Raw genomic sequence first — 21,921 nt, 5'->3', positions numbered from 1 at the left:
TCGGACGGGCGCGGAGCGGGCGGCGCGCCTGACAGGTCATTGGGTGGCCGTGCTGGGTGTCGCCGCATCCGCCCCGCTGGTGCTTATCTCACTTGCTAAAAAGGCATTGACGGGGTGATGGTCGGGCGTAGAGTGGTAACGCATTTCAATCTAGCTCTATAGGCACTGGAGTTCGGGTGTTCGTGACGACGGGCCAGGCGGGTTCGGCACTGGGGTGCTCGATCCCGACGGTGAAGAAGCTCATCGGGACGGGGGTGGTCCCCGGCGTACGCGACGCGGGCCGACAGGTGTTCCCGTTCTCCGCTCTCCAGGCGCTGCAGCAGCGGCCCGCCGCCGATCTCACCGCGGTGGGCGCTGGTGAGGTCGCGGTGCTGCGAGCGGACACCCCGGCACGGGTGGACGAACCCGGCCGGGAGTGGATCGGGTTCGGCACCATGCTGAGTGCGGCGCAGCTGCTGGCCGGGCTGAACGGCTGGTGGCGGTGCGACCCCGCCCGGGTGGCGGCGGCCGGGGTGCTGCCCGTCACGGTCGCCCACTTCGTGGTCGCCGTGCTCACGAACCTCGACGACTACGACGCCCAGGGCGAAGGCCGCGACGCCCGGTTCCGGTTCGCCAAGGCCCGTCTGGCCGGCTACGTCACCGACCTCACCGCCCCGGTGAACGCCGCCGATCCGGAAGACCCGCAGGACGCCCGCCTGGCGGGCCTGCTGCTGGGCACCCGCCTGGTCTCGGTCTCCGGTGGCCCGATCGCCTACGTCACCACCAACCCGACCACCGACACCGAGGGGGAGTGACCCGCTGATGGACCGCAAGACGTACACCGCCGAGCTCGCCGGTCTGCGCGAGCTGCGCACCGAGATCACGGCCGCCGAGAAGACGGTCGCGGCCGCGCGGAAGGAGTTGGACAAGCTCACTGCTCAGCGCTCGCGCCGGGTGGCCGGGCTCGCGGGGTACGAGGGCGCCCAGGCGCCGGCCATCGCGAAGGCTTCGGGCCTGTCGGTCGGTGACGTCGTGCGGATCGCCCCGCTGCTGGACCCGACCCCGGCCGCCGTCCGCGCCGCCAAGGCCGACGACGAGGCCGTCACCGCCGCGCCCGCCCCGGCGCCCGTGGCCGCGCCGGTCGCCGAGCCCGCCGTCGCGGTCGCCCCGGCGCTGGCCCGCCCCGCTGCCGTACTCGAGCAGCCGGCCCCGGTCGAGGACCAGGCCGTCGTCGAGCAGTCCGCGCCGGCCGCTCCCGCTGTTGCTGCGCCGGTTGTTCCGGCGGCCTCGGTCGCTCCGGTCGCTGCCCCGGTGCGTCCGGTGGCCGAGACCGGTCCGCGTGAGCTGCCCACCCTCCCGGAGGGTCCGGCCGGTGCGCGGTTCGAGGCGGTGACGACGGGTCTGGTGTCCAAGCGCCCGAACTTCGTTCAGCAGGCCCGCAGCACGGTGTTCCTGGACATGGTGGCCGGGATGCTCGCGGTCCGCGACCAGGTCGTCCGGGTCGACCTCGGCGCCCGCACTCCGGGCGAGATCCTGGACGCCGTGCTGGCGACCGCGCCGGGCACGGAGCGGGTCTACATCACGGCCGGCGCTCCCTGGCACGACGGCGCCGAGCGCTACTCCACGCTCAAGGACGCGGTCGCGGCCTGGCTCAACACGCCCTCGGAGCGGTGGACCACCGCCGTTGGGTCCGGCCGGGACAAGCTCGCCGGCCACTTCGTCCACCAGCGCCAGCCGGTGGGCCGCTACGCCCCCGCGAGCGCGCCGGACAGCGACAGCACCGAGATCCGCAGCATGGGGGAGTGGTTCGACCCGGACGGCGCCGACGTCGTCACCTGCCGCCAGGCGTTCACGCTGCTGTGGCAGGCGCTGCGCCGCCACTGGGACGACGCGGTCCTCATGGGCTCGCCGTCGCAGACGGGCCGGGACCTGTGGTCGCGCACCATCCCGACCACGGGCAAGTGGGCCGGGGGCTACCCGGTCCTCAGCGAGGAGCTGCGGGGCCTGCTACACGCGACGGGCGGTCAGGGCCGCACCGAGCTGCTTCTGCCGCCCCGCGTGCCGGAGCAGCTCCCGGCCCTGGTCGAGTACGACCGCACCTTCGCCTACGCCAAGCACCTGTGGAAGTCCCCGGTCGGCACGCCCCGGCGGATCACCGCGGCCGCGTTCGCGGCGATGACCGAACAGGAGCAGACCAAGGCCCTGATGTCCTCCTCGCACTGGAACGTGCGCGTGACCGTCCCGGCCGGTTGGAACCACGTCGGCCTGCTGCCCGCCCCGGTGACCGGCGACCGGGCGTGGGTCTACCCCTCCGAGCCGGGCGCGATGTTCACGACCTGGGCGGGCGGCGCGGAGGTCCACCTCGCCCTCGCCAACCACCTGATGCCGTGGAAGATCGAGATCCTCGGCGGCCTGCTGTTCGAGGACGGCAAGCCCCTCGACGAGTGGGGCAAGCGCCTCAAGGCCGCCTGGGCGGACCTGACCAACCTCTCCCGTATCCACGCCGACGAGCGCCAGCGCACCGCCGCCTACCTCGCCAGCCGCGCGGTCCGCTCGGTGCTGCTCTTCGGCCTGGGCGGCTTCGCGCAGCGCCCGCGCCTGGTCTCCGGCACCACCCCGGTCGGCGAGGCGCTCCCGGCCGGGGTCGAGATCCTTGGCCAGGACGACCAGGTCGTCACGTGGCAGCGGCAGGCCGGCTTCTCCCGCGACCCGTACGCGCACCCCGAGTGGGCCGCCTACGTGTGGTCAGGCGCCCGCGCCGCGCTGCTGGACATGAAGTACCGCCAGGGCAAGGAGGTCATCGGCTACGCCGGTGCGCTGCACGCGAAGCCGGGCACGGTCGTGTACTTCGGTACCGACGGCATCGCCCTGACCGAGCGCCAGCCCTGGCCCTACCGCGGCGAGCCGGGCGACTACCTGCTGAAGGGCCACCTGACCGGTCCGGTGGAGCACCCGACGAGCCAGGAGCAGTACCTGAAGCTGCGCGGCTTGGGCCGCGCCGAACTTGCCGCGAAGGGGACTGACCAGTGAGCCCGGCCGACCCGAATAACCCGAACGAGGCCGCCCGCCTGACCCAGGAGCTGCTTGACCAGGGCTACACCAAGCGCCAGGTCGCCAAGATGCTCGGCCGCGACGCCTCCCTCGTCTCCCAGTTCTTCACCAAGGGCAAGGGCAAGGCGTTCGTCAGCGCGCTGCGCCAGGTCGTCCGCGCGGTGCGCGGCGGCGAGCGCGACACCGAGGCGCTCGGCGCCGTCGCGCAGGAGAACGTGGAGCGGCGCCGCACCAAGACCGGGCAGAACGCCCGGGTGCGGGGCAAGGACACCGTCGGCGAGGCGGGCGGGTCGATGGCCGGCCGGGCCGGGAAGCAGGCCATCAAGTCCGGCGCCTCCCACCTCGCGCCCGTGGTCCACGAGACCGGCCAGGCCGGCGGCCGCCTCGCCTTCACGGTCCGGATGAAGGCCAACCAGTACGTCTACAGCGCGGGCTCGGAGAAGGACTCCGGCGGGGTGCGCCGCGGCTTCATCCCCCGCGCCGACGGCACCGAGGAGCGCACCTACGGCTCCGCCAGCACCGGCGGGTTCGACGCTGCCGAGTGGTCCCAGCGGGTCGCCGACCACCACGGGGACGTCACCGAGGCGATGAGGGAGTGGCTGGTGGAGACCGGCCGCGCCGTCGAGGACGCCGACATCGCCTACCTCGAAGTCCGCGGCTGGATCCCCGAGGAGCAGTAGGGCTGGTTCGGCCTCTGTGACTGAGCGCTTCACTTGGCCAGTTAGCGGTCGAGTTGGCCAGCTGAGCACCTGGCGTTCTTCCGGGTCAGCGGGTTGCGAAGCTCCAAGCCCGTTCCACGAGGGAGTGACTTCGGGGCATCGTCGCAGGTCAGCGGATTTGCTCAACTCGCCAGGTGAAGCGCTCAGCCACAGGCCTCCCCGGACCTCCCGGGGAGGCCACCCGCCCCGCATCACCCAGCTCGCCGCCCAGTCACCCCGCACCACCCGGCAGACGAAGGAGAAGCACCGCCGTGGAGACCACCACCGCCACCGCCGAGCGGGACGTGCCGGCCGGGCTGCGCGCCCAGGCCGAGACTCCCGTCCCGGCGCAGCCGTCCGGCACCGCCGTGAACCCGCTGCCGCTGCACTGGTTCCAGAAGGACGCCGTCGCGGCCGCCGTGCGCGAGGTGAAGGACGGCGGCCGCGCGACGATCGTCGCGGCCACCGGCTCCGGCAAGACCCTGATCGCCGCCGGCTGCGCCCGGCGCGTGGCAGCTCGGGGCAGGGTGCTGGTGCTGGTGCCGACGATCGAGCTGCTGGAGCAGACCGCCGAGTCCTGGTCTACGAAGGGCGGCCGCCGCGGGCTGACGGTGGCGGCCTGTTCGCGGGAGGAGACGCTGGAGAGCGCGGAGGCCGGCGGCCGCGTCCACGCCCAGGTGACCACCAAGGCCGCTCGGATCGCCGACCTGGTCGCCGAGGAGAAGGCCGGCGAGCCGGTCACCGTGTACGCCACCTACGCGAGCCTGGAGCGTATCGTCCAGGCTCACCAGCTGTGCGGCCTCCCGGCCTGGGACCTGGTCGTCATCGACGAGGCCCACCGAACCGCCGGCGCCGAAGGGAAGGCCTGGGCGGCCGTGCACGACGACGCCCAGGTCCCGGCGAAGCGCCGCCTGTACTTCACCGCTACCCCGCGGATCGTCGACGACCGGCGCGCGAAGGACGGCCTGGCTGACCTCGCCGACACCGACACCGACAGCGAGGGCGAGGGCGAGGGCGAGGGCGAGGGCGAGGCGAAGCTGCCCGCGCTCTGCTCCATGACGGACACCCGGATCTACGGCAAGACCTGTTTCACCTGGACGCTCGGACAGGGGATCGAGCACGGCTACCTTGCCGACTACCGCGTCCTGGTCCCGGTCGTCACGGACGAGGATCTGCGCGAACTGCTCCGTCTCCCGGCCGTCGCGGACCTGCGCTCCCAGCGCTCGAACGAGGAGCTGCTGCGCCTGGCCTCGCAGATCGCGGTGCTGCGCGCGGTCGCCGACCTCGGCCTGCGCCGCGTCATCACGTTCCACTCCCGGGTGTCCGCGGCGCGGGAGTTCGCCGGCAGCCTGCTGGAGACCTCCGAGCTGCTGGAGGACAAGGACCGTCCGGAGCGGCTGACGGCGCTCGCCGTGGCTGGCACCGACCGGCTCAAGGACCGCCGGGCGGCGTTCGCCACGTTGAAGGCCTCCACCGGCGATGATGGCGAGGAGTGCTGCATCATCTGCAACTCGCGCCTGCTGAACGAGGGCATCGACGTGGCCGCCGTGGACGCGATCTGCTTCGCAGACCCGAAGTCGAGCGTCATCGACATCGTCCAGGCGGTGGGCCGGGCGTTGCGCCAGTCCTATCGGCAGGGCAAGGTCTCGTGGGTCATCATCCCGGTCTATCTGCCGACGCCGGAGGTCGGTGACGACACGGCGGCCGCCGACCCGGCCGAGGTCCACGATGCGGGCGAGGCGGTGAAGGCGGAGGCCGACGCCGAGATCGAGGCGAGCTCCTTCCGTACGATCTGGCGGGTCCTGCGGGCGCTGGCGGCGCACGATGCTCGGGTGGTCGGCCGGATCACCGAGCTGCGCGGCACCCGGTCCCAGGGCACCGCGCACGCCACCGCGGCCAAGGCCTCCGAGGGCGAGGCCACCGGGGCCGGGGCGGGCGAGCAGCCAGCGGCGCCGGTGGAGTCGCCGATCGAGTGGCTGAAGATCAACGCCCGGCACCACGCGGCGCAGATTCTGCAGACGGTGAAGTTGCGCGCGTTCAACCCGCGCGCGGTGGAGTGGCAGCGGATGCACGCCGTCGCCGCCAGGTTCCACGTCGAGCACGGCCACCTCGACCCCACCGACAAGACGACGCACGCCGAGCTGATCTCCTGGCTCACCCGCCAGCGCCACCTCAACGGTCAGGGCCTGCTCGACCCCGCCCGGGTCAGCGAGCTGGACGCGCTCGGCATGATCTGGTCGAAGAACGCCAATGCCTGGGAACGCGGCTACGCCTACGCCGCCGCGTTCCACCTCCAGCACGGCCACCTGGCGATCCCGGCGACCGCGAAGCTGGACGACTACGCGGTGGGCGCGTGGATGCGCCGCCAGCGCAAGGCCGAGAACCTCACCACCGACCAGGTGGCCAAGCTCGACATCTTGGACGAGCTGTGGTGCCTGGAGCCGGACTGGAACCGCTCCTACCGCCGGCTGCTCGCCTACCTCGCCGCCGGCGGCACCCTCACCGGCCCGGCGAACCGCACCGGCCTGGGCGACGACGCGGCGTTCCGGCCCGGCACCTGGCTGCGCAAGCAGGCGGGGGCCCGCACCGACGGGAAGCTGACCGGCCAGCAGACCGCGCTCCTGGACGCGCTCCACCGGCACGCCGAGACCGTCGCCGGCTGACCCGCCCGCACCGACCACCTCGCCGTCCCGGCCCGCCAGTGGCCCGCCCCGTTCCGAGGGGAGGCAGTGACGACCCAGCAGCACACCTATAAGCCGCCGACCGTGAACTGGTGCGCCGACTGGTACGGCGGCGACTGCGGCAGCACGGGCGAGGCCTGGTTCGAGGACGGCACCATCGTGGACGCCGACCACGACTGCGACGACGGCGACGGATACCAGATCGGCTGGGAAGGCCGCGCCGAGTGCGGGGAGTGCGGCTGGACGCTCGACACCGACTTCGCGGACGGCGACTACGTCGAGGCCTACCACGACTGCACCACCGACCAGTAACACCACACGCCGGCCACTGGACGGCCAGGACATCGGGCCGCACTGGCCGACCGTACCACCGGCCCGGCACCGGCGGCTGGCCATGCCGGGGGTACGCCGTGGTGCGCGGCACCGGCGCCCCCGAGGTGAAACGCGTGGTCGAGCGCGACCTCGCGCCCTTGCGTGATGACTGGAACCTGCGCTTCGCGCTGCGCGTCGCCGTGCCGGACGCCGTGGTCATCACCGGCACCGACGATATCGATCACCCCGAGCGGCGGCTGTAGTGATCGGCAAGGAGGTGGCTCGTCATGGGCCACACAGTGGTGCGGATGGTGCTGCAGGTCTTCGGAGCCGCGGTGCTGTTGTTCGGGCTCCGGAAGACCTACCGAGACAACACGGGCCCCGATTGGTGGCGCCTCCCTGGAGGCACCTGCGCGTCCCGGCTCCGGGTCGCGGTCGCCGGGCAGACGCTCGACCTTCAGGCGGATCAACGCGCCGTGCGGGACCTGGGCGGCCCACCCCCGCTTGAGGTTCCCGGCCGCACGGCCGACGGTGGAGACGTCACGATCCGTCGCCCGCAGCGCCCGAATTGACTCGGCTCGGGGCAGGTCATCTGCAGGCAACGGACGACGAACACCCAAGGGGAACCATGGCGTTCATCCAAGCCGGCCACCGTCGTAGTATCCGTGCCGCGGCGGTGGTCACCACGGCGGCGCTTCTGGCAGCGGGCTGCTCCTCCTCCGCGCCTGGCGGCGGTGCGTCGTCCAAGGCGAGCTCACCGTCCGCTGCTATCGCGATGCTGCGGCAGCGCCTCGCCGCCTTGGAGAAGCCGCTTGGACCCGATGAGGCTCAGCGTGCCTTCGAGGGCCTTTCGGTGGCGATGACGGGAATCAGCGAGGACTCCCTCAGCATCGAGCTGGTGAACTGGCAGCTGCAGCAGTTGAGCACCCCGGAGGGCCGGAAGACCTACCTGGCCAACAACTCCGCCCTCAACGGGCACATCCTGCCTGCTGGTGGCACCTCAGCGCCCTCCGCGCCGACGCTGGGCGCGGCGGCCACGCCCGGCCGGGGCCGGGCGGAACAGCCTGCGGCGTACCACGACACGCCGAACGCTGGCGCAGGCCTGTCCTTCTATTTCGTCAACGGTGTCCTCAACGACGCTGTCTCGGCGGGGGAAGGCAAAGGCCTGCTGGAGAGCTCACTCACTCAGATGCTGGGCTTTCCTGTGAACGTCAATCTGATCTTCAATGCGTCCGGTGCCGACATCGCGTGGTACACCTACAACGTCTGCCAGCATGCGCAGGCCGTCACCGCCAACCACCCCATTCCGGAGACCGAGCAGCTGGTGAAGGCCGTCTGCGTGATCAGTGCTGCTGGTGCGGTCGCGCTGCCGCAGAGGATGATTGCCGACGTCGGCAAGCTGTTCTTGCAGAAGACGCTGGACCCGAACTTCGCGTCCGACCCGGTGAACGCGATGCTGCTGGACCCCGTGACGCACGATCTCCAGAGCGGGAAGCGCGTCGTGCTGATCTCCCACAGCGAGGGTGGTCTCTATCTGCGTAACGCGCTGTCCAGGATCGGTGCGGGGGCGCCGGTCGGGGCGGTCTTCATCGCCCCGCCGTTCGGCACCGGCCAGGAGCTGAACGCCAACCCGACGCGCTATGTCATGTTCAACTGGGACTGGCTCCTGATGGACACCGGTGTGCCCGGTGGGCAGATCTCCCATGTCGACCCCACGGTCGAGGCCGCGGCGCCGCAGGTCGTCTACGACGGCAGCGTCAAGTCGCGCTTCGACATCCACTACCTGGCCAACTACCTGTACTGCGGCTCGGCTTCCGCCAAGCAGATCGGCGACCGCACGCGGGAGGTGGTGGACTACGTCAACTCGGTCCCCGCCTCCCGGGGTGCCGCACGTCCGCAGCTGCCCGGGGCGTCCGGTGCGGCGGCGCTCCACGGTGACGGCCTGCTGCCGCAGCAGACGGAGGTTTGCCCGGTGCCTCAGCCGTCGAGCGAGACCCCGACCACGCAAACCCCGTCCGAGACCCCGGCCACGCCGACCGAATCGCCGTCGACTTCGTCCGAGACCCCGGCCACGCCGACCGAATCGCCGTCGACCTCGTCCGAGACCCCGGCCACGCCGACACCATCCGCCGCCTACTACGTCTTCGTGCTCACCAACGTCTCCGGCGGGAACATCTTTGTGGGCACACTTCAGGACGTCCAGGGAGCCCGGACGTGCGACTTCGTGGACGGTGGCCTCTGCGCCCCGGCGGGCGGTCAGGACGTACCCGTCCAGTACACCGTCGGGCTGGGCCCGTATCCGACGCTCGTGGACGCGCAGGCCGCGTACTGTGCGAACGCCGCCGACCCTCACACGGGGCCAGGCGGGGCCGGTACCAAGGTCGACATCTTCGGCGGCAGTTACTGGGCCGACAACATCAACTTCACCTGCCCAGTCACTCCCAGCCCGTGATAGAGCTACGCTGCGGGAGTCGAGACGCGCCGAGCTCGGCGTTCTCCCGCCGACGCGGGGTGGCCCGGTGTCCCCCGACAAGCGGCCCGGCGAGACCGCCGGGCCCTGACGGCGGCCGTGGAAAATGGCTCTCATCCACTTTCTGTAGAGCGGTGACGTAGGGTCACGGGTTTCAGCCGGCGTAGAGGACGCGGCGGCGGAGGAGGTCGAACTCGACCCGCCCGTATCCGACCGCCGCCCTGGGCAATGGCCGCCGCCTGGATCCTCGCCACCCCCATCACCCACCTCACCGTGCTGCGCGCCCACCTGCTCAACCGCCGCCGCATCACCGACCTGCTCACCCTGCGAGAATGCACCGGGGTGCACCTGACCCTGGTCTGCCGCGAGTTCGGCGGTGGCACGGCGTGCGTGGGGTAGCCCGATCTCGTCGTGGCGGGCGAGTGCTACGACGTGCCGGTACAGCACCCGGTCGGCCGCGCGGGACAGGCCCGACAGCGGGTCGCCGACGAGGGCTTGGGCGGTGGCGACGAGCTCGGCCTCGGCGGCGGCGAACACATCGCTTCCGATGCCCCGCAGCGGCTGCGCCCCGCGCCTGCTTTCGTTGGGCTCGGGCTGCGCCTCGGTCACCGTGGCGCCGGCGCCACGGGTCTGCCCGTCGGCTCTGTCCGGCGTGTCGCTGAGGAGCGCTCGGGTGGCGGCCGAGGGCAACGGCGCCAAGCTCACCGATTGGATCACGTCGGTTCGCTCCGTCGACCTGCCACACCTGCGAGCCTTCACGAACGGCCTCGAACTCGACCGGGCCGCGGTCGATGCCGGCCTCACCCTCCCGCACCACAACGGCCGTACCGAGGGCGCCAACACGCGAACCAAGCGGATCATGCGCCAGATGCACGGCCGAGCCGGGTTTCCCCCTGCTCCGCCACCGCATCCTCCTCCAGTGATCACTACATAGCGCTACCACCGATTACGGGACAGAGCCGCCAGACGCCTGCACCCCCGACAACATGACAACGCCCTTGGGCGTGATCGCGTGGACCCGGTGGGTCCACGCGCCCCTACGACCCCTCAGCCTCGATCGGTGAGGATCTCCGAGAGCACGCGTCGCGCGTCACGGGCGTCAGCGCCGTCCTCGCCCAGGCTGTTGGCGCACGAGACGAGCGTCTTCCACAGCGCCCAGCCGCGTCCGCGCGCCCACGTCGCATCGTCGACGCCCAGCCGCTTCCGGAACAAGTCGCGGCCGTCGGCCGAGAGCAAGGTCCACGCGATCGCGAGGTCGCAAGCGGGGTCCCCCACGCCACACGTACCGAAGTCGATGACGGCGGCGAGCTGTCCGTCCTCAAGGAGCAGGTTTCCCTGGGCAAGGTCGCCGTGGAACCAGTCTTCGAGCGGGCCCAGGCACACGGAGACGAACATGTCATCAAGCTGACCGACACGGCCCTCGACATCGGCGACGAGCAGGCCCTGGCGGCGGCTCTGCGCTCCATCGAGCTGAGCGAACCGTTGGAATAGACGGCAGTCATCGGATCTCATGCCCACATCAGCAGTGATGCGAGGGTTACGGCTGCCCGGTAGGACATGGCCGTCTTGTCGTACCTGGTGGCGAGGCCGCGCCACTGCTTCAGGCGGTTGAAGCAGCGTTCGACGACGTTGCGTTGCTTGTAGAGCTGCTTATCGAAGACGGGTGGGCGGCCGCCCTTACGGCCTCGCGCTGCCGGTTGGCGACCTGGTCAGCGCGCTCAGGGATGGTGTGGGTGATGCGACGTTGCCGGAGCCAGGTGCGGATGGCCTTCGAGCTGTAGCCCTTGTCCCCAAGGAGGTGGTCGGGCCGAATGCGCGGTCGGCCCGGTCCGATCCGAGGCACTCGGATAGCGTCCATCACGGTGGTGAGCTGCGTGCAGTCATTGATGTTTCCAGCGGTGACGACGAAGGCGAGTGGACGGCCGAATCCGTCCACGACCAGGTGAATCTTGCTGGTCAGCCCGCCACGGGACCGTCCAAGGGCCTGGTCGGGTGCCCCTTTTTTTCGTGCCCCGGCGGCATGCTGGTGGGCGCGGACGACGGTGGAGTCAACCGAGACAAGCCAGTCGATGGAGCCTGCCGCGTCCGCTTTCGCCTGTGCTGCCCGCAGCATCCGCTCGAACGTCCCGTCACTGGCCCAGCGCCGGAAACGGGTGTGCAGGGTGGCCCACGATCCGTACCGCTCGGGCACATCACGCCAGGCCACCCCGGTCCGGAACTTCCATATGATCCCGTTCAGGACTGTCCGGTCATCCAACCGCGGCCGCTCCATTGTCGGCCTGGGCAGCAGTGGCTGCACCAGCTCCCACTCGGCATCAGACAGCTCGTGGCGACGTATCACCACACGGGCCGTACTCGCCGATCGGCAGGTACGGCTCGATGAACTCCCATTCCGCATCCGTCAGTTGCACTCGCGTCACGCCCGATCAGGCCTCGCCGTGAGGGCGATTCCCACAGATTGATCGCGACCCGATACCCGCCCTAGCGCCAGCGGCTACGGGCGCTGCTCGGCGGGCCGTGGACCGGGCTGGGGGGCGGGCCGGGTGGCGTCGGGACGGCGGCAGGGCGGGCTGCTGGCGACCCTGAGGGCGCTGGGAGCCAAGGGCGCGGCGCCCTGGGCCGGGGCGGGGAGTGGTCTGCTCACGCGCGGTTTCAACGGCGTGTCTGCGGGCACGCCCGGCTCCGTGCCGGGGCCGGGCGGTGAGGATGGGCTCAGTCGCTGGACAGCGCGTCGAGCGGCCGTCCGACCTCGGGGTCGGGCCGTGCGCGGGCCACGGCGGCCTGGGCGACGACGCCAATCGGGCCGTGGTCGTCGATTACGGGCAGCCGACGCACCTTGTGGGTCGTCATGGCGCGCAGGATCGCGTCCGCGCCGTCGTCGGCGCCGATCGTCGCCACCTCGCCCTGCCGGCGGACACCCTTGCCGGCGAGGGTGTCCGCCGGGTCCCTGCTCTTCGCGAGGATCTTCACGACGTTGTCGCGGTTGGTCAGCATCCCCTTCAGCCGGTCGGGCAGCGCGCGGACGCCCAGTTCGGCCATCTTCTGCGCGGCCCGCAGCACCGGCTCGTGCCGGTGCTGGGCGCTTTTGCGGCGGTACTCGGAAGGCGCCCCTGCCTTGACGTGCCAATCAGATGGACGCGTTGTCCTGGTAGGTGAAGGAGTTCCAGGAGTTGCTGCCACCGGCGGTGGTGACCGAGATGATGATGTTCTGGCCCGGGGATTGCTGCGGCGCGACGGCGGTGATCTGCGTGTCGGAGATGACGGAGAAGTCGGCGGGGACGTTCTCGAAGGTGACTTGTTGCGTGGTGGCAAGGTCGGTGCCCGTGAGAGTCACGGGGGTACCGCCGCTGGTCGACGCGGTGTTGGGGGTGACATTGGTGATGGTCGGTTGGGGCCAGTACGTGTAATAGGGGCCGGCGGCGGTTCCGCCCGGGGTCGTCACGGTGACCGGGACGCTGCCCGGGTTCTGGGCTGAGGCGACGGTGACGGTGAGCTGGGTGTCCGTGGCGGACTGGATGGTGGCGCGGTTGGGGCCGAAGGAGGCGGAGATCGCGCCGGCGAGGTTGAAGCCGGTGATGATGGCGGTGTTGCCGCCGTCGGAGGGGCCGTCGGTGGGGCTGACGTCGTTGACCTGGGGGGCCGGGAAGTAGATGTAGTCCCCCAGGAATCCGGTGCCGCCGGGGGTGGTGACCGTCACGGGGACCGCCCCGGTCCCGGCTGGGCTGACGACGGTGATCGAGGTCGCGGTGTTGGTGAGGATGGTGGCGCTGGCGGTGCCGAAGTGCACGGCGCTGGCGTTGGCGAGGTTGTGGCCGTTGATGGTCACGGTGGCGCCGCCCGCGCTGCTTCCCTCGTTGGGGATCAGGGTCAGGGGGATGACGCTGACCGTGCCCGCGTCGGTGTTGGTCACGTAGAGGCGGGAGTCGTCCGGGGTGGCGGCGACGCCGGTCGGGCCTTGCCCGGTGCTCAGGTTTCCGGCGAGCGTGTTGGTGGCGGTGTCGATCACACTGACCGTGTTGGAGGCGTAGTCGGCCACGTAGACGTGGGCGCCATTCTGGCTGACGGCCACGAAACGCGGCTGGCCGCCCACCACGATGGTGCCAGTGATGGTGTTCGTCGCGATGTCGATCACAGCGACGGTGTCGCTGCCATCGTTGCTGACGTAGCCGCGGGCGCCGTCCGGGGTGATCCCCACAACGGCGGGCCCGTTAAGCCCGGCGATGGTGGCGGTCACGGTGTTGGTGGCAGTGCCGATCACACTGACGGTGTTGCTGGCGAGGTTGCCCACGTAGACGTGGGCGCCGTCCGGGGTGACCGTCACGCCGGTCGGCCCATCGCCCACCGCGATGGTCGCGATGACGGTGTTGGTGGCAGTGTCGATCACACTGACCGTGCTCGCGTTCTGGTTCGCCACATAGACATGGGCCCCGTCCGGGGTGACCGACACGCCCGTGGCTCCCGCCCCCACCGCGACGCTCGCCGTGACGGTGTTCGACGTGGTGTCGATCACGCTGAGCAGCGCATCGTCGGCCACGCTCACGTAGACGTGGGCCCCATCAGGTGCGATCGCCACGAGGGTGGGCCCCGCGCCTGTGGCGATGGTCGCTATGACGGTGTTGGTGGCGGTGTCGATCACGTCGACCGCGTTCGACGACCTGTTGGCCACATAGGCGCGTGTCCCGTCGGGCGTGAGAGCTACCCCCAGGGGATTGCCACCAACCGGAATCACGACGGCGGAAAACGCGGTCAGCGCGAAACGCGTCTCACGCTGCTGAATGGAGCGGGCATCGGTCAGGACAGACATGGCGTACCCCTTGTTCGCGAAGCGGGATACCGCCCATGTCTCGCGCAAGCAAGAGCCGCATCGCCGCGGGAACCGGATGATCGATAGAAACCAACTCGCCTTTGGGCCGGAGACGATGCATCGATTGAGAATTACCCTGATAGCCAAGGATTTCAACACATAGCCCAAAAGTGTGATGATCGATCAATTTGTTCGGAAGTCACCTCACCATGATCGGACGCGTCTCCAATTCCCAGGCCTACGACTACATCTGAGGGCAGACCAGCATCCGACCAGACGCCGTCTAGCTGGTACTCCAGCCGCACTTCGTGGTCTGGAAGCAGTTGGTGACCTGCTGCCACATCAATAGTGAAAGGCGCCGCTTCGTCGGCGTTTTTTCGGGGCTATGAAGCAACGCGGGCCTGCACACCCGTTGGGGCCCGGCTTCCGGGTATCGGCGCCGGCACCGGGCGCAGCCGGACCGGTGGAGCGGGTGAGGTGGGCGGCTGGCGGGCGGTGGCGAGGAACTGCGGGATGACCGCGGCCAGGCCCTCGGCGGCCTCCAGGAGGAGCGGGTCCTCGCCGGGCCGCTCCAGGAGCGCTTGGGCGAGGTGGAGCGCGGACTCCAGGACGGCGGCCGGGGTCTTCACCAGGCGCAGCGCGGCGATGGCGTCCACGGCGGCCTGCTGGGCGGGCTGCGGCGGCTGCGGGCTGGCCGGAGGGTCCGGGGCCGGCCTGGGCCGGGTCCAGGCCGGTTCGGGGCGGCCGGCAGGATGTTGGAGGGCGTTGCTGACGCCGGGGCCGAGGCCGGGGCCGGGGCCGGGGCCGCGCCGGGCGGCCGGAGTGGTGCTCACGTCCGGGGCAACGAGCGCGGCCGGGCCGGGTGGCGCCTGCCGAGCGGTGGGTGAGGCGACACGCGATTGACGCCGTTGGCGACACCGAAGTGTCAGTACCAAAACGGCCCACGTGCTCGACCGATACCAAAGCCGGCGACGACCGACCGACACTTCGCCCGGACTGCGCTCCTTCGGGTGGCCATCGCCCCGGCGCCAGAGCCAAGGCGGTGGCACGCCAGCGACCCTGTTGCCATGGCAAGGACCGGGGCGCAGGAGCAGGCGACGGTCGTCGCCCGGCTCCGGCAACTGCGCGACGACGGCGCGCTGAGTTCCAGCCACGTGCGCGTGGTCGCCGCTTCCCTGGGAGTGGCCGAGCGCACCGTGTGGCGGTGGCTCTCCACCCCGCCGCCTACACAGCAGTGGCACCGTTCGTCGTATCGCCTGACCGACGTCGACCGGGAGGCGTTCGCGTTCTACCGCGGCAACATAGCGGCACTCGCCCGTGCTCGGCAGGCGGTTCTCGCCGGCGTCGGGCAGACAGCTGGTGCCGATGTACCGGACTTCCTGGCCGAGGGCTGGCGCGACGCCCGGCCTGTGGCCCCGCGAACGCTGCAGCGCGCGTTCGCCACTGCGCTTACCCCGGCGGAGCGGGCGGCCTGGCGGGTCGGGGAGAGCGGCCAGCGCGCGGCCCAGGTGTACCTTCGCCGGCCGGACGCGCCTCGGGGGCGGGTGTGGGAGATGGACCACAAGCAGCTGCCGCTGCTGGTGCTGCCGCCCCGGGGCGGCGCGCTGTCACCGTGGCTGACGGGTCTGTCCAGTCGCTGGACAGACCCGCTGGACAGACCCCTCGTGCCTGCCACTCCGTGCAGGCGCACGAGCGGGTGACGGGGCTGGTTCAGCAGGTCTGGCGCAGGTAGCCGGGGTTGCTCGGTGGAACGACGTTGAGGTCGCGCCGCACGATGCTGATGCGGGTCCCCCAAGTCGTGCACGCCGCCTGGAGGCCCTGCTCGTCGTACTCGATGTCGAATACGCTGTCGCCGAACGCGTGGGTGTAACGGTCGCACTCGCCGTACGTGCCGCACTGTTCCACCACCGCGAAGTCGAGGCCCAGTTGCTGCCGGTCCGGGGCCAGCTCCGCCGCGTTCTTCTGGGCGATGGCAAGGCCTTGTCCGTGGGCGTGCGCGACGAGTAGAGACTGGTACGCCTCGGCGTCGGCCGCGCCCAGCAGTCCGGCCGACCGTGTGTAGCTGTCGTAGTTGTCCGGCTCGACGGCGTTGAAGCCCTTGGTGGCACACTCGTCGATCCAGCCGTCCACCTTCAGAGCGATCCGCTGACGCTTGGTGTCCGCGCTGATGTCCAGCAGCGCCTCGTTCCAGGTGGTGTCGTAGACGACGTTGCCAGCCTGGTCCCGGAGCAGCAGGTCCTGGTCCCATTCCTGCTCTGCGTCCGGCTGGACCTGGAAGCCGTTGACGTAGCAGATGTTGTAGATCCCCGGTGCCGGGGACGCCCCGTGGTCGCGGCTGACGACGGACACACCGGCCGGCGGCTGGTACGGCCCGCCGATCTGGTAGTCGAACCCGGCGTGCACTGGAGGCACCGTCACGGCGGGCGAGGCCGTCGCCGATGCCGATGTTCCCTCGGACGTGGAAGGCGAGATCGTCACCGCCGGTTCCGCGGTTCCGCCGCAGGAACTGCACGAAGAGACCGCGAGAACGGCTGCCGTCGAGATCGTCAGCGCTGCGGCGATCCTGACCCGCGACCTGCGGGATCGACCATGGTCAACGGGCATCATCGAACTCCAGGATGACAGGGCATGTCCTCAGGGCAGCTCCCCCCGTGCGGTGCCGGAAACACGAAGGACCACCCCGGCGCTTTCCTCCCGAGAAGGGACAACCGGGACGACAGGGGAATCGAGGAATGTCCGGGGAAAGGGAGGATCAGGCGCATCGCGCCGGGCGACGGAACCGCCGTCGTGCGCCCGCGATTTGATCGTATGAGAACGTCGAGTGGCGCCGCATCGGCGTGGAAGAGCGCAGCGCGGCAGCCTTCGTCCCGGCCGGAAGAACCACGGCCGCTTCGCGGCAGCAGCGGTCAGGCACAGTGCCCCCTGATCGCCTGCCTCGTCGGGCAGGGCGTCGATGGGGCGGCGAGGCCGCGTAGTGGTGCGGCTGCGGTGCGACCGGGCAGCCAGGTTCCGTGCGAGAAGCAGACGCAGCAGGGTGATCGCGTCATCGGGGTCGGCGGACGGCAGCACTTGGTTGTCGGCGGTGTCAGAGACCGAGTGGTGATCGACGACGGCGGCCAAGGTCTTGGCCGCCGTCGCGGTGTGGAGGCTGCGGACAGCGGGCTCGGTGGGTCAGGCCACGCAGCCGGGGACCGTGGTGGGGCTGCCGAAGCAGTTGGTCGGGTTGTTGGCGAGCACGGCGGTGAAGTCGAGCGTGACGCTGCCGCTGTCGTTGTAGACGCCTCCAGGGGCGTTGGTCGCGAAGTTGCTGACGACCTTGCTCAGGGTGAGCGTGGTCGTGGCGCCGGCACCGCCGAAGTTGGCGATTCCGCCGCCCGCACCCGTGGGCCCGGATGCCGAGTTGTCGTAGACGGAGCTTCGCGAGACGTTCAGCGTACCGTCGTTGGCCACTCCGCCGCCCAGCTCGAGCGCGTTGTTGTTGACGACAGTGCTCCTGTCGATGGTCATGTCGCCGTCGTTGCCCAGACCGCCTCCGTTGTGGAGCGCGCTGTTGCCACTGATGAGGCTGTGGTCGACGTGCGTGGTGGACCCGGTGTTGCCGCCGATCCCGCCGGAGAAGTCGGCGTGGTTGTCACGGATGAGGCTGCGCCTGACAGTGAGGACTCCGTCGTTGCGGATGCCGCCCCCGACGCCTCCCGTCGCGTCACCGTTGGTGATGATGGCCTCGCGAAGGTCCAGGTTTCCCGTCGGGTCGACCGTGAGGATGCGGAAGGCCGGCGCGGCCGGGTCACGGGTGATGGTGGCGCCGTCACCCTTGATGGTGATCGTGTTCTGGATGGACGGCAGCGGGGTGGTCAGGGTGTAGATGCAGCCCGGGGCCAGGGCGAGCGTGCCGCCGGAGGTGTTCGCGTTGGTGATGGCGCTCGCCAGCGCGTCGGTGGTGCACGGGACGAACGTCTGCGCGGCTGCCGGGGTGGCGGCCACACCGGTGACCATGAGGGCGGCCGCCCCGAGAGCGCCCAGCGTTCGGATCGCCAGCTTGCTGTGGTTCATTGCTTCTCCCTGGTGTCGAGTGGATCGTTCACGGGGCTGCGTGCGGCGTGTCCGGGAACGGGTCGAGGGTGTGCTGGGACTAGGCTCGTGGTGGCTTGAGCCCTCTGGTGTGGTCTGGTCGCACCTGTTCGGGCACCCGGCCTGCGGCTGTCGGGGGCGCGGGGGTTGAACGTCCGTGCGTCAGCGATGGCAGAGCCCCCGGCACCGCCTCCGGTGGGTCCTTGATTCGGGCTGACGGCCTGTGGGGGTCGTGATGACGCTCACCGTGTTCGCGCCGTTGTCGCTCACGTAGGAGGAGAGAGCGTTCGGGGTGACCGCGATCCCGGTGGGCCCGCCCCGACCGGCACGGTCGCGGCCGTCGCCGCCGGCCCTGCTGGCAGGCGGTCAGTCGCTGAGGTCATGACGTCCCCTCCGGTCAAACGGGGACCGTCGACGTCCAAAGGCCGTCGCGTTCACGACAGCCGACATGACGTTGGCTCCTTACCGGGGGCGCCCGACGGCTGCCGGACCGGGAGCACATGTTTGTCTCCTGAGGTCCAACGCATTCCCCCGGCAAGGGATGGGCGGCCCACCGGGTGTAATCGCTACGAGTAACTCATAGGGTTACGGAAGGTAGCCATCAGAAGACCTGCTTCTCACCCGAACGGCCGAGCGCGCTCTACCCGGAAACGATCCCGCACGTGCTGTCCACGCCGCGACAGCCGCTTCCCCGCGTACCGCGGCCACACCTGCCAGCCCTACAGCGTCTCGTTCGCGTTCCCCTGGAACGGTCCCGTCAGCAGACGCGGAGCGGCCTCCAGCGACCTACAAACCCTTGCAGGTCCAGGCCCGGGCGGGCGCTCGGCGTGGGCGCCCCGGAGGCGTTCCTGGTCCTCGCGACGGGCGGCCTCGCCTCGCGCTCGGCGAGAAGGCGTGTCTCCCGCCACAGGTCGAGGAGGGCTGTCGCAGAGGGCAGCCACCTGTTGCACGACCTCCGTGTGCGGGTGCTCGAAGGAGGGCGGGCAGCAGTAGAGCTGCATGTTGTCGCTCCGCCCGATCTGGATGCGGGTATCGCTCGCAGCGCGGACTCGTCAGTCGCGGGCACGGAGGCTGGTTTCCTCGAGGTCGAGTTCGCGCTGGATCCGGCGCCGGGTGGCGTTGCTGATCATGTTCGCTTCGTAGAGGCGCTGGAGCTCGGCCGCCTCGATGCCGATGAGTGTCCGGCGTATCTCGCGGTAGGCGTCGGCGGGACGGGCGTCCGGGTCGCTGTAGTGGGCGTCTTCCGCTTGGTGGATGCGCGCTTCCAGATCGCGACGAGCCTGTTTCACGGCGGCCTCGGCGGCGGCGCCCAGTTCGGCGAGCTCATCCAGATCGCCGAGCTGTTTGAGTTCTTCGAGAGCGGTGTGGGCGATGCGTCGGCGGGTCCGGGCCTCCTCCCGGGCGGTGTGCTCCGGTTCCAGAGCGATGCCCGAGCGGCGGACGACGGAAGCGAGGGTGAAGCCCTGGAACACAACGGTGAGCGCGACGGTCCCGGTGGTGAGCGTGAGGACGAGCGCCCGGTGCGGCAGCGGCGCCCCCGTGTCGGTGACCAGGGGGATGGAGAGCGCGGCGGCCAGCGGCATGACGCCTCGGGTGCCCGCCCAGGACAGGACGGCCGGAACGCGCCAGGAGAGGCGACTGTCGCCCTCCCCGTGCCGGTAGTGGATCAGGGCGGACAGCGGGAAGATCCACAGCAGGCGGATCGCCAGCACGGTGAAGGCGATCACCGGCACCCACAGCGGCCAGCCGTGCTCGTCGTGCGCGAGGTGACGGACCGCGGAAGGGAGCTCGAGACCGATGAGGGCGAAGACGACGCTCTCCAGCAGGAAGGTCACGGTGTCGTAGACGGCGTGGACCTGGAGACGGACGGGGGCGTTGCCGAGCTTGTGGCCGGTGCTGCCGAGGACCACCCCGGACACGATGACGGCGGTCACGCCGGAGGCGTGCGAGTCCTCCGCGATCACGTACGAGGCGTACGGAGTGACCAATGCGATGACGGTCTCCAGCACGGGGTCCTCGGTCCGTCTGCGGATGAGGGTCACCACCGCGGCGACCGCCGCGCCGATGAGGGCTCCTCCGCCCGCGAGGATCAGGAACTGCTCGACCGTCCCGGACACGGTGATGGCGCTGCCGGACACCGCGGTCGCCACGGCGACCTTGTACAGAACCAGCGACGTGGCGTCGTTGAACAGGCTTTCCGCCTGCACCATGGCCTGCACCCGCGGTGGGAGGGACAGGCGCCGGCCGAGTGCGGTAACGGCCACGGGGTCGGTGCTGGCCAGGACAGCGCCAAGGATGAACGCGGTCGCGATGGTGAGCGGGGTGATCGCTCGGGCGACGTACCCGACGGCGACGGCCGAGGCCAGGACCAGACCGAAGACCAGGCCGGTCACCGGCCGCCACACGCTGCGCAGGTCGCGAACGGAGATTTCCCCGGCCGAGGCGTAGAGCAGTGGCGGCAGCACCAGCACGCTGATCACATGAGGCGGCAGGCGGACCTCGGGAACCCAGGGTATGAGCCCGACGACCAGACCGGCGATGACGAGGAGCGAGGGAGCGGGCAGGCGCCACCGCCGGGCACCGGTCGCCACGGCCGTGGCCAGGACCACGAGCAGCAGGATGACGGTCAGACCAGTCATACAGCGTCCCCAGTGGGTTACGGCTTGTTACCCCCTCTGACCAGGTGCTCTATCAACGTAACCGGATCACAGACGCCAGCGCACCGCCAACGGCGGCCCCGGCGACAAGGACGGACCCCCTGGACGGCGTACGGTGAAAAACAGTGCCGCGCCCATCGCGATGCGCTCACCGGGATGGGGCGCCGTTCGAGGCCGTGGTGGCACTCAGGCGGGGGGCGGCATCCGCTGAGATGACCCCCACGATGTGGACACACCTGCCTGGATCTTGTAGATCCAGGCAGGCGACGATCCGCGTGGCAAGGCCGTCGAAGTACAGTCCGGAGTTCAGAACCGACGCAGTCGCACTGTGGCGGGCGTCGGTGGGCAGGCGGACGTTCATGGCCGGTATCGGTCGGCGAGGTCGCCGTAGCCGCCCGCGGTCCAGACCGTCTTGCGGAAGTCCGCGAGGCCGAGTGCCTGGGTGCCCTGCCCGGCGGTGGGCGGGAAGTGCGTGGTGGCGCAACGGGCGCAGTACCAGGCCTGGTTCCAGAGCCGTTCGGCCTGGGGCCGGCCCTCCAACCGCCGTCGTCTGGCGAGGAACAGCGCGGTCGCGCCTGCCAGGAGCGCGATCGCGACGGCCAGGATCAGGCACGCCCCCCAGAGCGGGACCAGCGCGTCGTTCGCGTCGGCGAGCGGGGCCGCCGCGTGCGTGACCGGGGAAGCCGCAGCGGCCTTCGGAACGACACCCGGGAAGTCGGTGGGGAAGTCGTCAGGGAACCCCGGGTGCTTGGTCACCCAGTCCGGCGGCGAGAGGTCGGGCTTCTGGTGGACGGGCGCGTCGCGCGCCATGGTGCCCTGGATGAGGGTGAAGACCGCCCCGAACAGCGTCACGAAGCCCAGGCCCACCAGCGCCTGGACCGCCGTGCTGGTGGTGGGTGGCGCGGGCGCCAGCGCCCGGCCGAGGGCAGAGACCTCTTCGCGGGTCTCGGTGCGACCGTCGCGGCCGGAGGCGCGCACGGTGACGTTCCGCCGCTCGCCCAGGTGGACCGCCGGCACGCTGCGAACCTGGTCGGTCAGCCCGCAGTTCGGGCAGGGCGGCAGGGCGCCGGACGGCGGTGGCGTGAGTACGGCGTCGTTGATCGGCATGTGCGTAAATCCCCCCATGAGTACGGCGGTTGGGAGACCGCTCGTATCGGGGTGGACGCCGCCGCACGGCCTCCGGTTGCCGCCGGACGGC

Annotated in this window: 17 protein-coding genes and 2 pseudogenes; 10 read left to right on the top strand and 9 right to left on the bottom strand. The window is 70.6% G+C overall.

Annotation, left to right across the window (positions count from 1 at the left end):
• Positions 1-176 precede the first annotated feature (176 nt).
• From ACIO5E_RS14915 to ACIO5E_RS14875, 9 genes and pseudogenes are all read left to right on the top strand, one after another.
• Positions 177-794 carry a DNA-binding protein gene (locus ACIO5E_RS14915; protein WP_400667360.1) on the top strand — a complete coding sequence of 206 codons (618 nt, stop codon included), beginning with the start codon at positions 177-179 and terminating at the stop codon, positions 792-794.
• A gap of 7 nt (positions 795-801) precedes the next feature.
• Positions 802-3,009, top strand: coding sequence for a hypothetical protein (locus tag ACIO5E_RS14910; protein ID WP_400667358.1), 2,208 nt, complete (start codon positions 802-804; stop codon positions 3,007-3,009).
• Entirely contained in the window at positions 3,006-3,710 is a 705-nt protein-coding gene (locus ACIO5E_RS14905) for a helix-turn-helix domain containing protein (RefSeq protein WP_400667356.1), read from the top strand. The genes ACIO5E_RS14910 and ACIO5E_RS14905 overlap by 4 nt, the downstream gene beginning before the upstream one ends.
• Positions 3,711-4,000: 290 nt before the next feature.
• On the top strand, positions 4,001-6,391 hold the full coding sequence (locus ACIO5E_RS14900) for a Helicase associated domain protein (RefSeq protein ID WP_400667354.1): 2,391 nt from the start codon (positions 4,001-4,003) through the stop codon (positions 6,389-6,391).
• Between the two features lie 102 nt (positions 6,392-6,493).
• Positions 6,494-6,721: a hypothetical protein gene (locus ACIO5E_RS14895; protein ID WP_400667353.1), complete on the top strand. Its 228-nt coding sequence runs from the start codon at positions 6,494-6,496 to the stop codon at positions 6,719-6,721.
• Between the two features lie 98 nt (positions 6,722-6,819).
• Positions 6,820-6,984: a hypothetical protein gene (locus ACIO5E_RS14890; RefSeq protein ID WP_400667351.1), complete on the top strand. Its 165-nt coding sequence runs from the start codon at positions 6,820-6,822 to the stop codon at positions 6,982-6,984.
• Between the two features lie 365 nt (positions 6,985-7,349).
• Entirely contained in the window at positions 7,350-9,173 is a 1,824-nt protein-coding gene (locus ACIO5E_RS14885; RefSeq protein WP_400667349.1) for a hypothetical protein, read from the top strand.
• A 246-nt stretch (positions 9,174-9,419) separates the two neighbouring features.
• Entirely contained in the window at positions 9,420-9,590 is a 171-nt protein-coding gene (locus ACIO5E_RS14880) for a hypothetical protein (RefSeq protein WP_400667347.1), read from the top strand.
• Positions 9,591-9,873: 283 nt separating this feature from the next.
• Positions 9,874-10,114 (top strand): annotated as a pseudogene (locus ACIO5E_RS14875) (transposase); the annotation flags it as partial.
• 124 nt (positions 10,115-10,238) lie between these two features.
• Here ACIO5E_RS14875 and ACIO5E_RS14870 read toward each other — a convergent pair.
• The 5 genes and pseudogenes from ACIO5E_RS14870 to ACIO5E_RS14850 all read right to left on the bottom strand — a co-directional run.
• Positions 10,239-10,550, bottom strand: a pseudogene (locus ACIO5E_RS14870) (phosphotransferase); the annotation flags it as partial.
• Between the two features lie 149 nt (positions 10,551-10,699).
• A protein-coding gene (locus ACIO5E_RS14865; RefSeq protein ID WP_400667935.1) for an IS5 family transposase occupies positions 10,700-11,529 on the bottom strand; the annotation gives its coding sequence in 2 pieces (ribosomal slippage) (positions 10,700-10,878 and positions 10,878-11,529; 831 coding nt in all).
• A gap of 374 nt (positions 11,530-11,903) precedes the next feature.
• Positions 11,904-12,251, bottom strand: coding sequence for a CBS domain-containing protein (locus tag ACIO5E_RS14860; RefSeq protein WP_400667345.1), 348 nt, complete (start codon positions 12,249-12,251; stop codon positions 11,904-11,906).
• A gap of 67 nt (positions 12,252-12,318) precedes the next feature.
• Positions 12,319-13,995, bottom strand: a complete 1,677-nt coding sequence (locus ACIO5E_RS14855) for an IPT/TIG domain-containing protein (protein ID WP_400667343.1) — start codon at positions 13,993-13,995, stop codon at positions 12,319-12,321.
• 383 nt (positions 13,996-14,378) lie between these two features.
• Entirely contained in the window at positions 14,379-14,828 is a 450-nt protein-coding gene (locus ACIO5E_RS14850) for a hypothetical protein (RefSeq protein ID WP_400667342.1), read from the bottom strand.
• A gap of 234 nt (positions 14,829-15,062) precedes the next feature.
• On the opposite strand from ACIO5E_RS14850, the gene ACIO5E_RS14845 reads away from it, so the two are divergent.
• Positions 15,063-15,695: a hypothetical protein gene (locus tag ACIO5E_RS14845; RefSeq protein ID WP_400667340.1), complete on the top strand. Its 633-nt coding sequence runs from the start codon at positions 15,063-15,065 to the stop codon at positions 15,693-15,695.
• A gap of 10 nt (positions 15,696-15,705) precedes the next feature.
• On the opposite strand, the gene ACIO5E_RS14840 is transcribed toward ACIO5E_RS14845, so the two are convergent.
• From ACIO5E_RS14840 to ACIO5E_RS14825, 4 genes are all read right to left on the bottom strand, one after another.
• Complete coding sequence (locus ACIO5E_RS14840) at positions 15,706-16,599, bottom strand: endo alpha-1,4 polygalactosaminidase (RefSeq protein WP_400667338.1); 894 nt, start codon at positions 16,597-16,599, stop codon at positions 15,706-15,708.
• A gap of 567 nt (positions 16,600-17,166) precedes the next feature.
• The gene (locus tag ACIO5E_RS14835; RefSeq protein ID WP_400667336.1) at positions 17,167-18,048 is read right to left on the bottom strand and encodes a hypothetical protein; all 882 of its coding nucleotides are present in this window, start codon (positions 18,046-18,048) and stop codon (positions 17,167-17,169) included.
• Between the two features lie 1,070 nt (positions 18,049-19,118).
• Positions 19,119-20,705 (bottom strand): Na+/H+ antiporter, encoded by a 1,587-nt coding sequence (locus ACIO5E_RS14830; protein WP_400667334.1) that lies wholly within the window; start codon positions 20,703-20,705, stop codon positions 19,119-19,121.
• 375 nt (positions 20,706-21,080) lie between these two features.
• Positions 21,081-21,830, bottom strand: a complete 750-nt coding sequence (locus tag ACIO5E_RS14825; RefSeq protein WP_400667332.1) for a hypothetical protein — start codon at positions 21,828-21,830, stop codon at positions 21,081-21,083.
• Between the last annotated feature and the right edge of the window lie 91 nt (positions 21,831-21,921).

This window comes from Kitasatospora sp. NPDC087314 (assembly GCF_044744365.1).
In the GTDB taxonomy this organism is placed as follows: Bacteria; Actinomycetota; Actinomycetes; order Streptomycetales; family Streptomycetaceae; genus Kitasatospora.
Note: the sequence above shows the minus strand (reverse complement) of the source record. Positions and strands in the feature narration are given on the sequence as shown.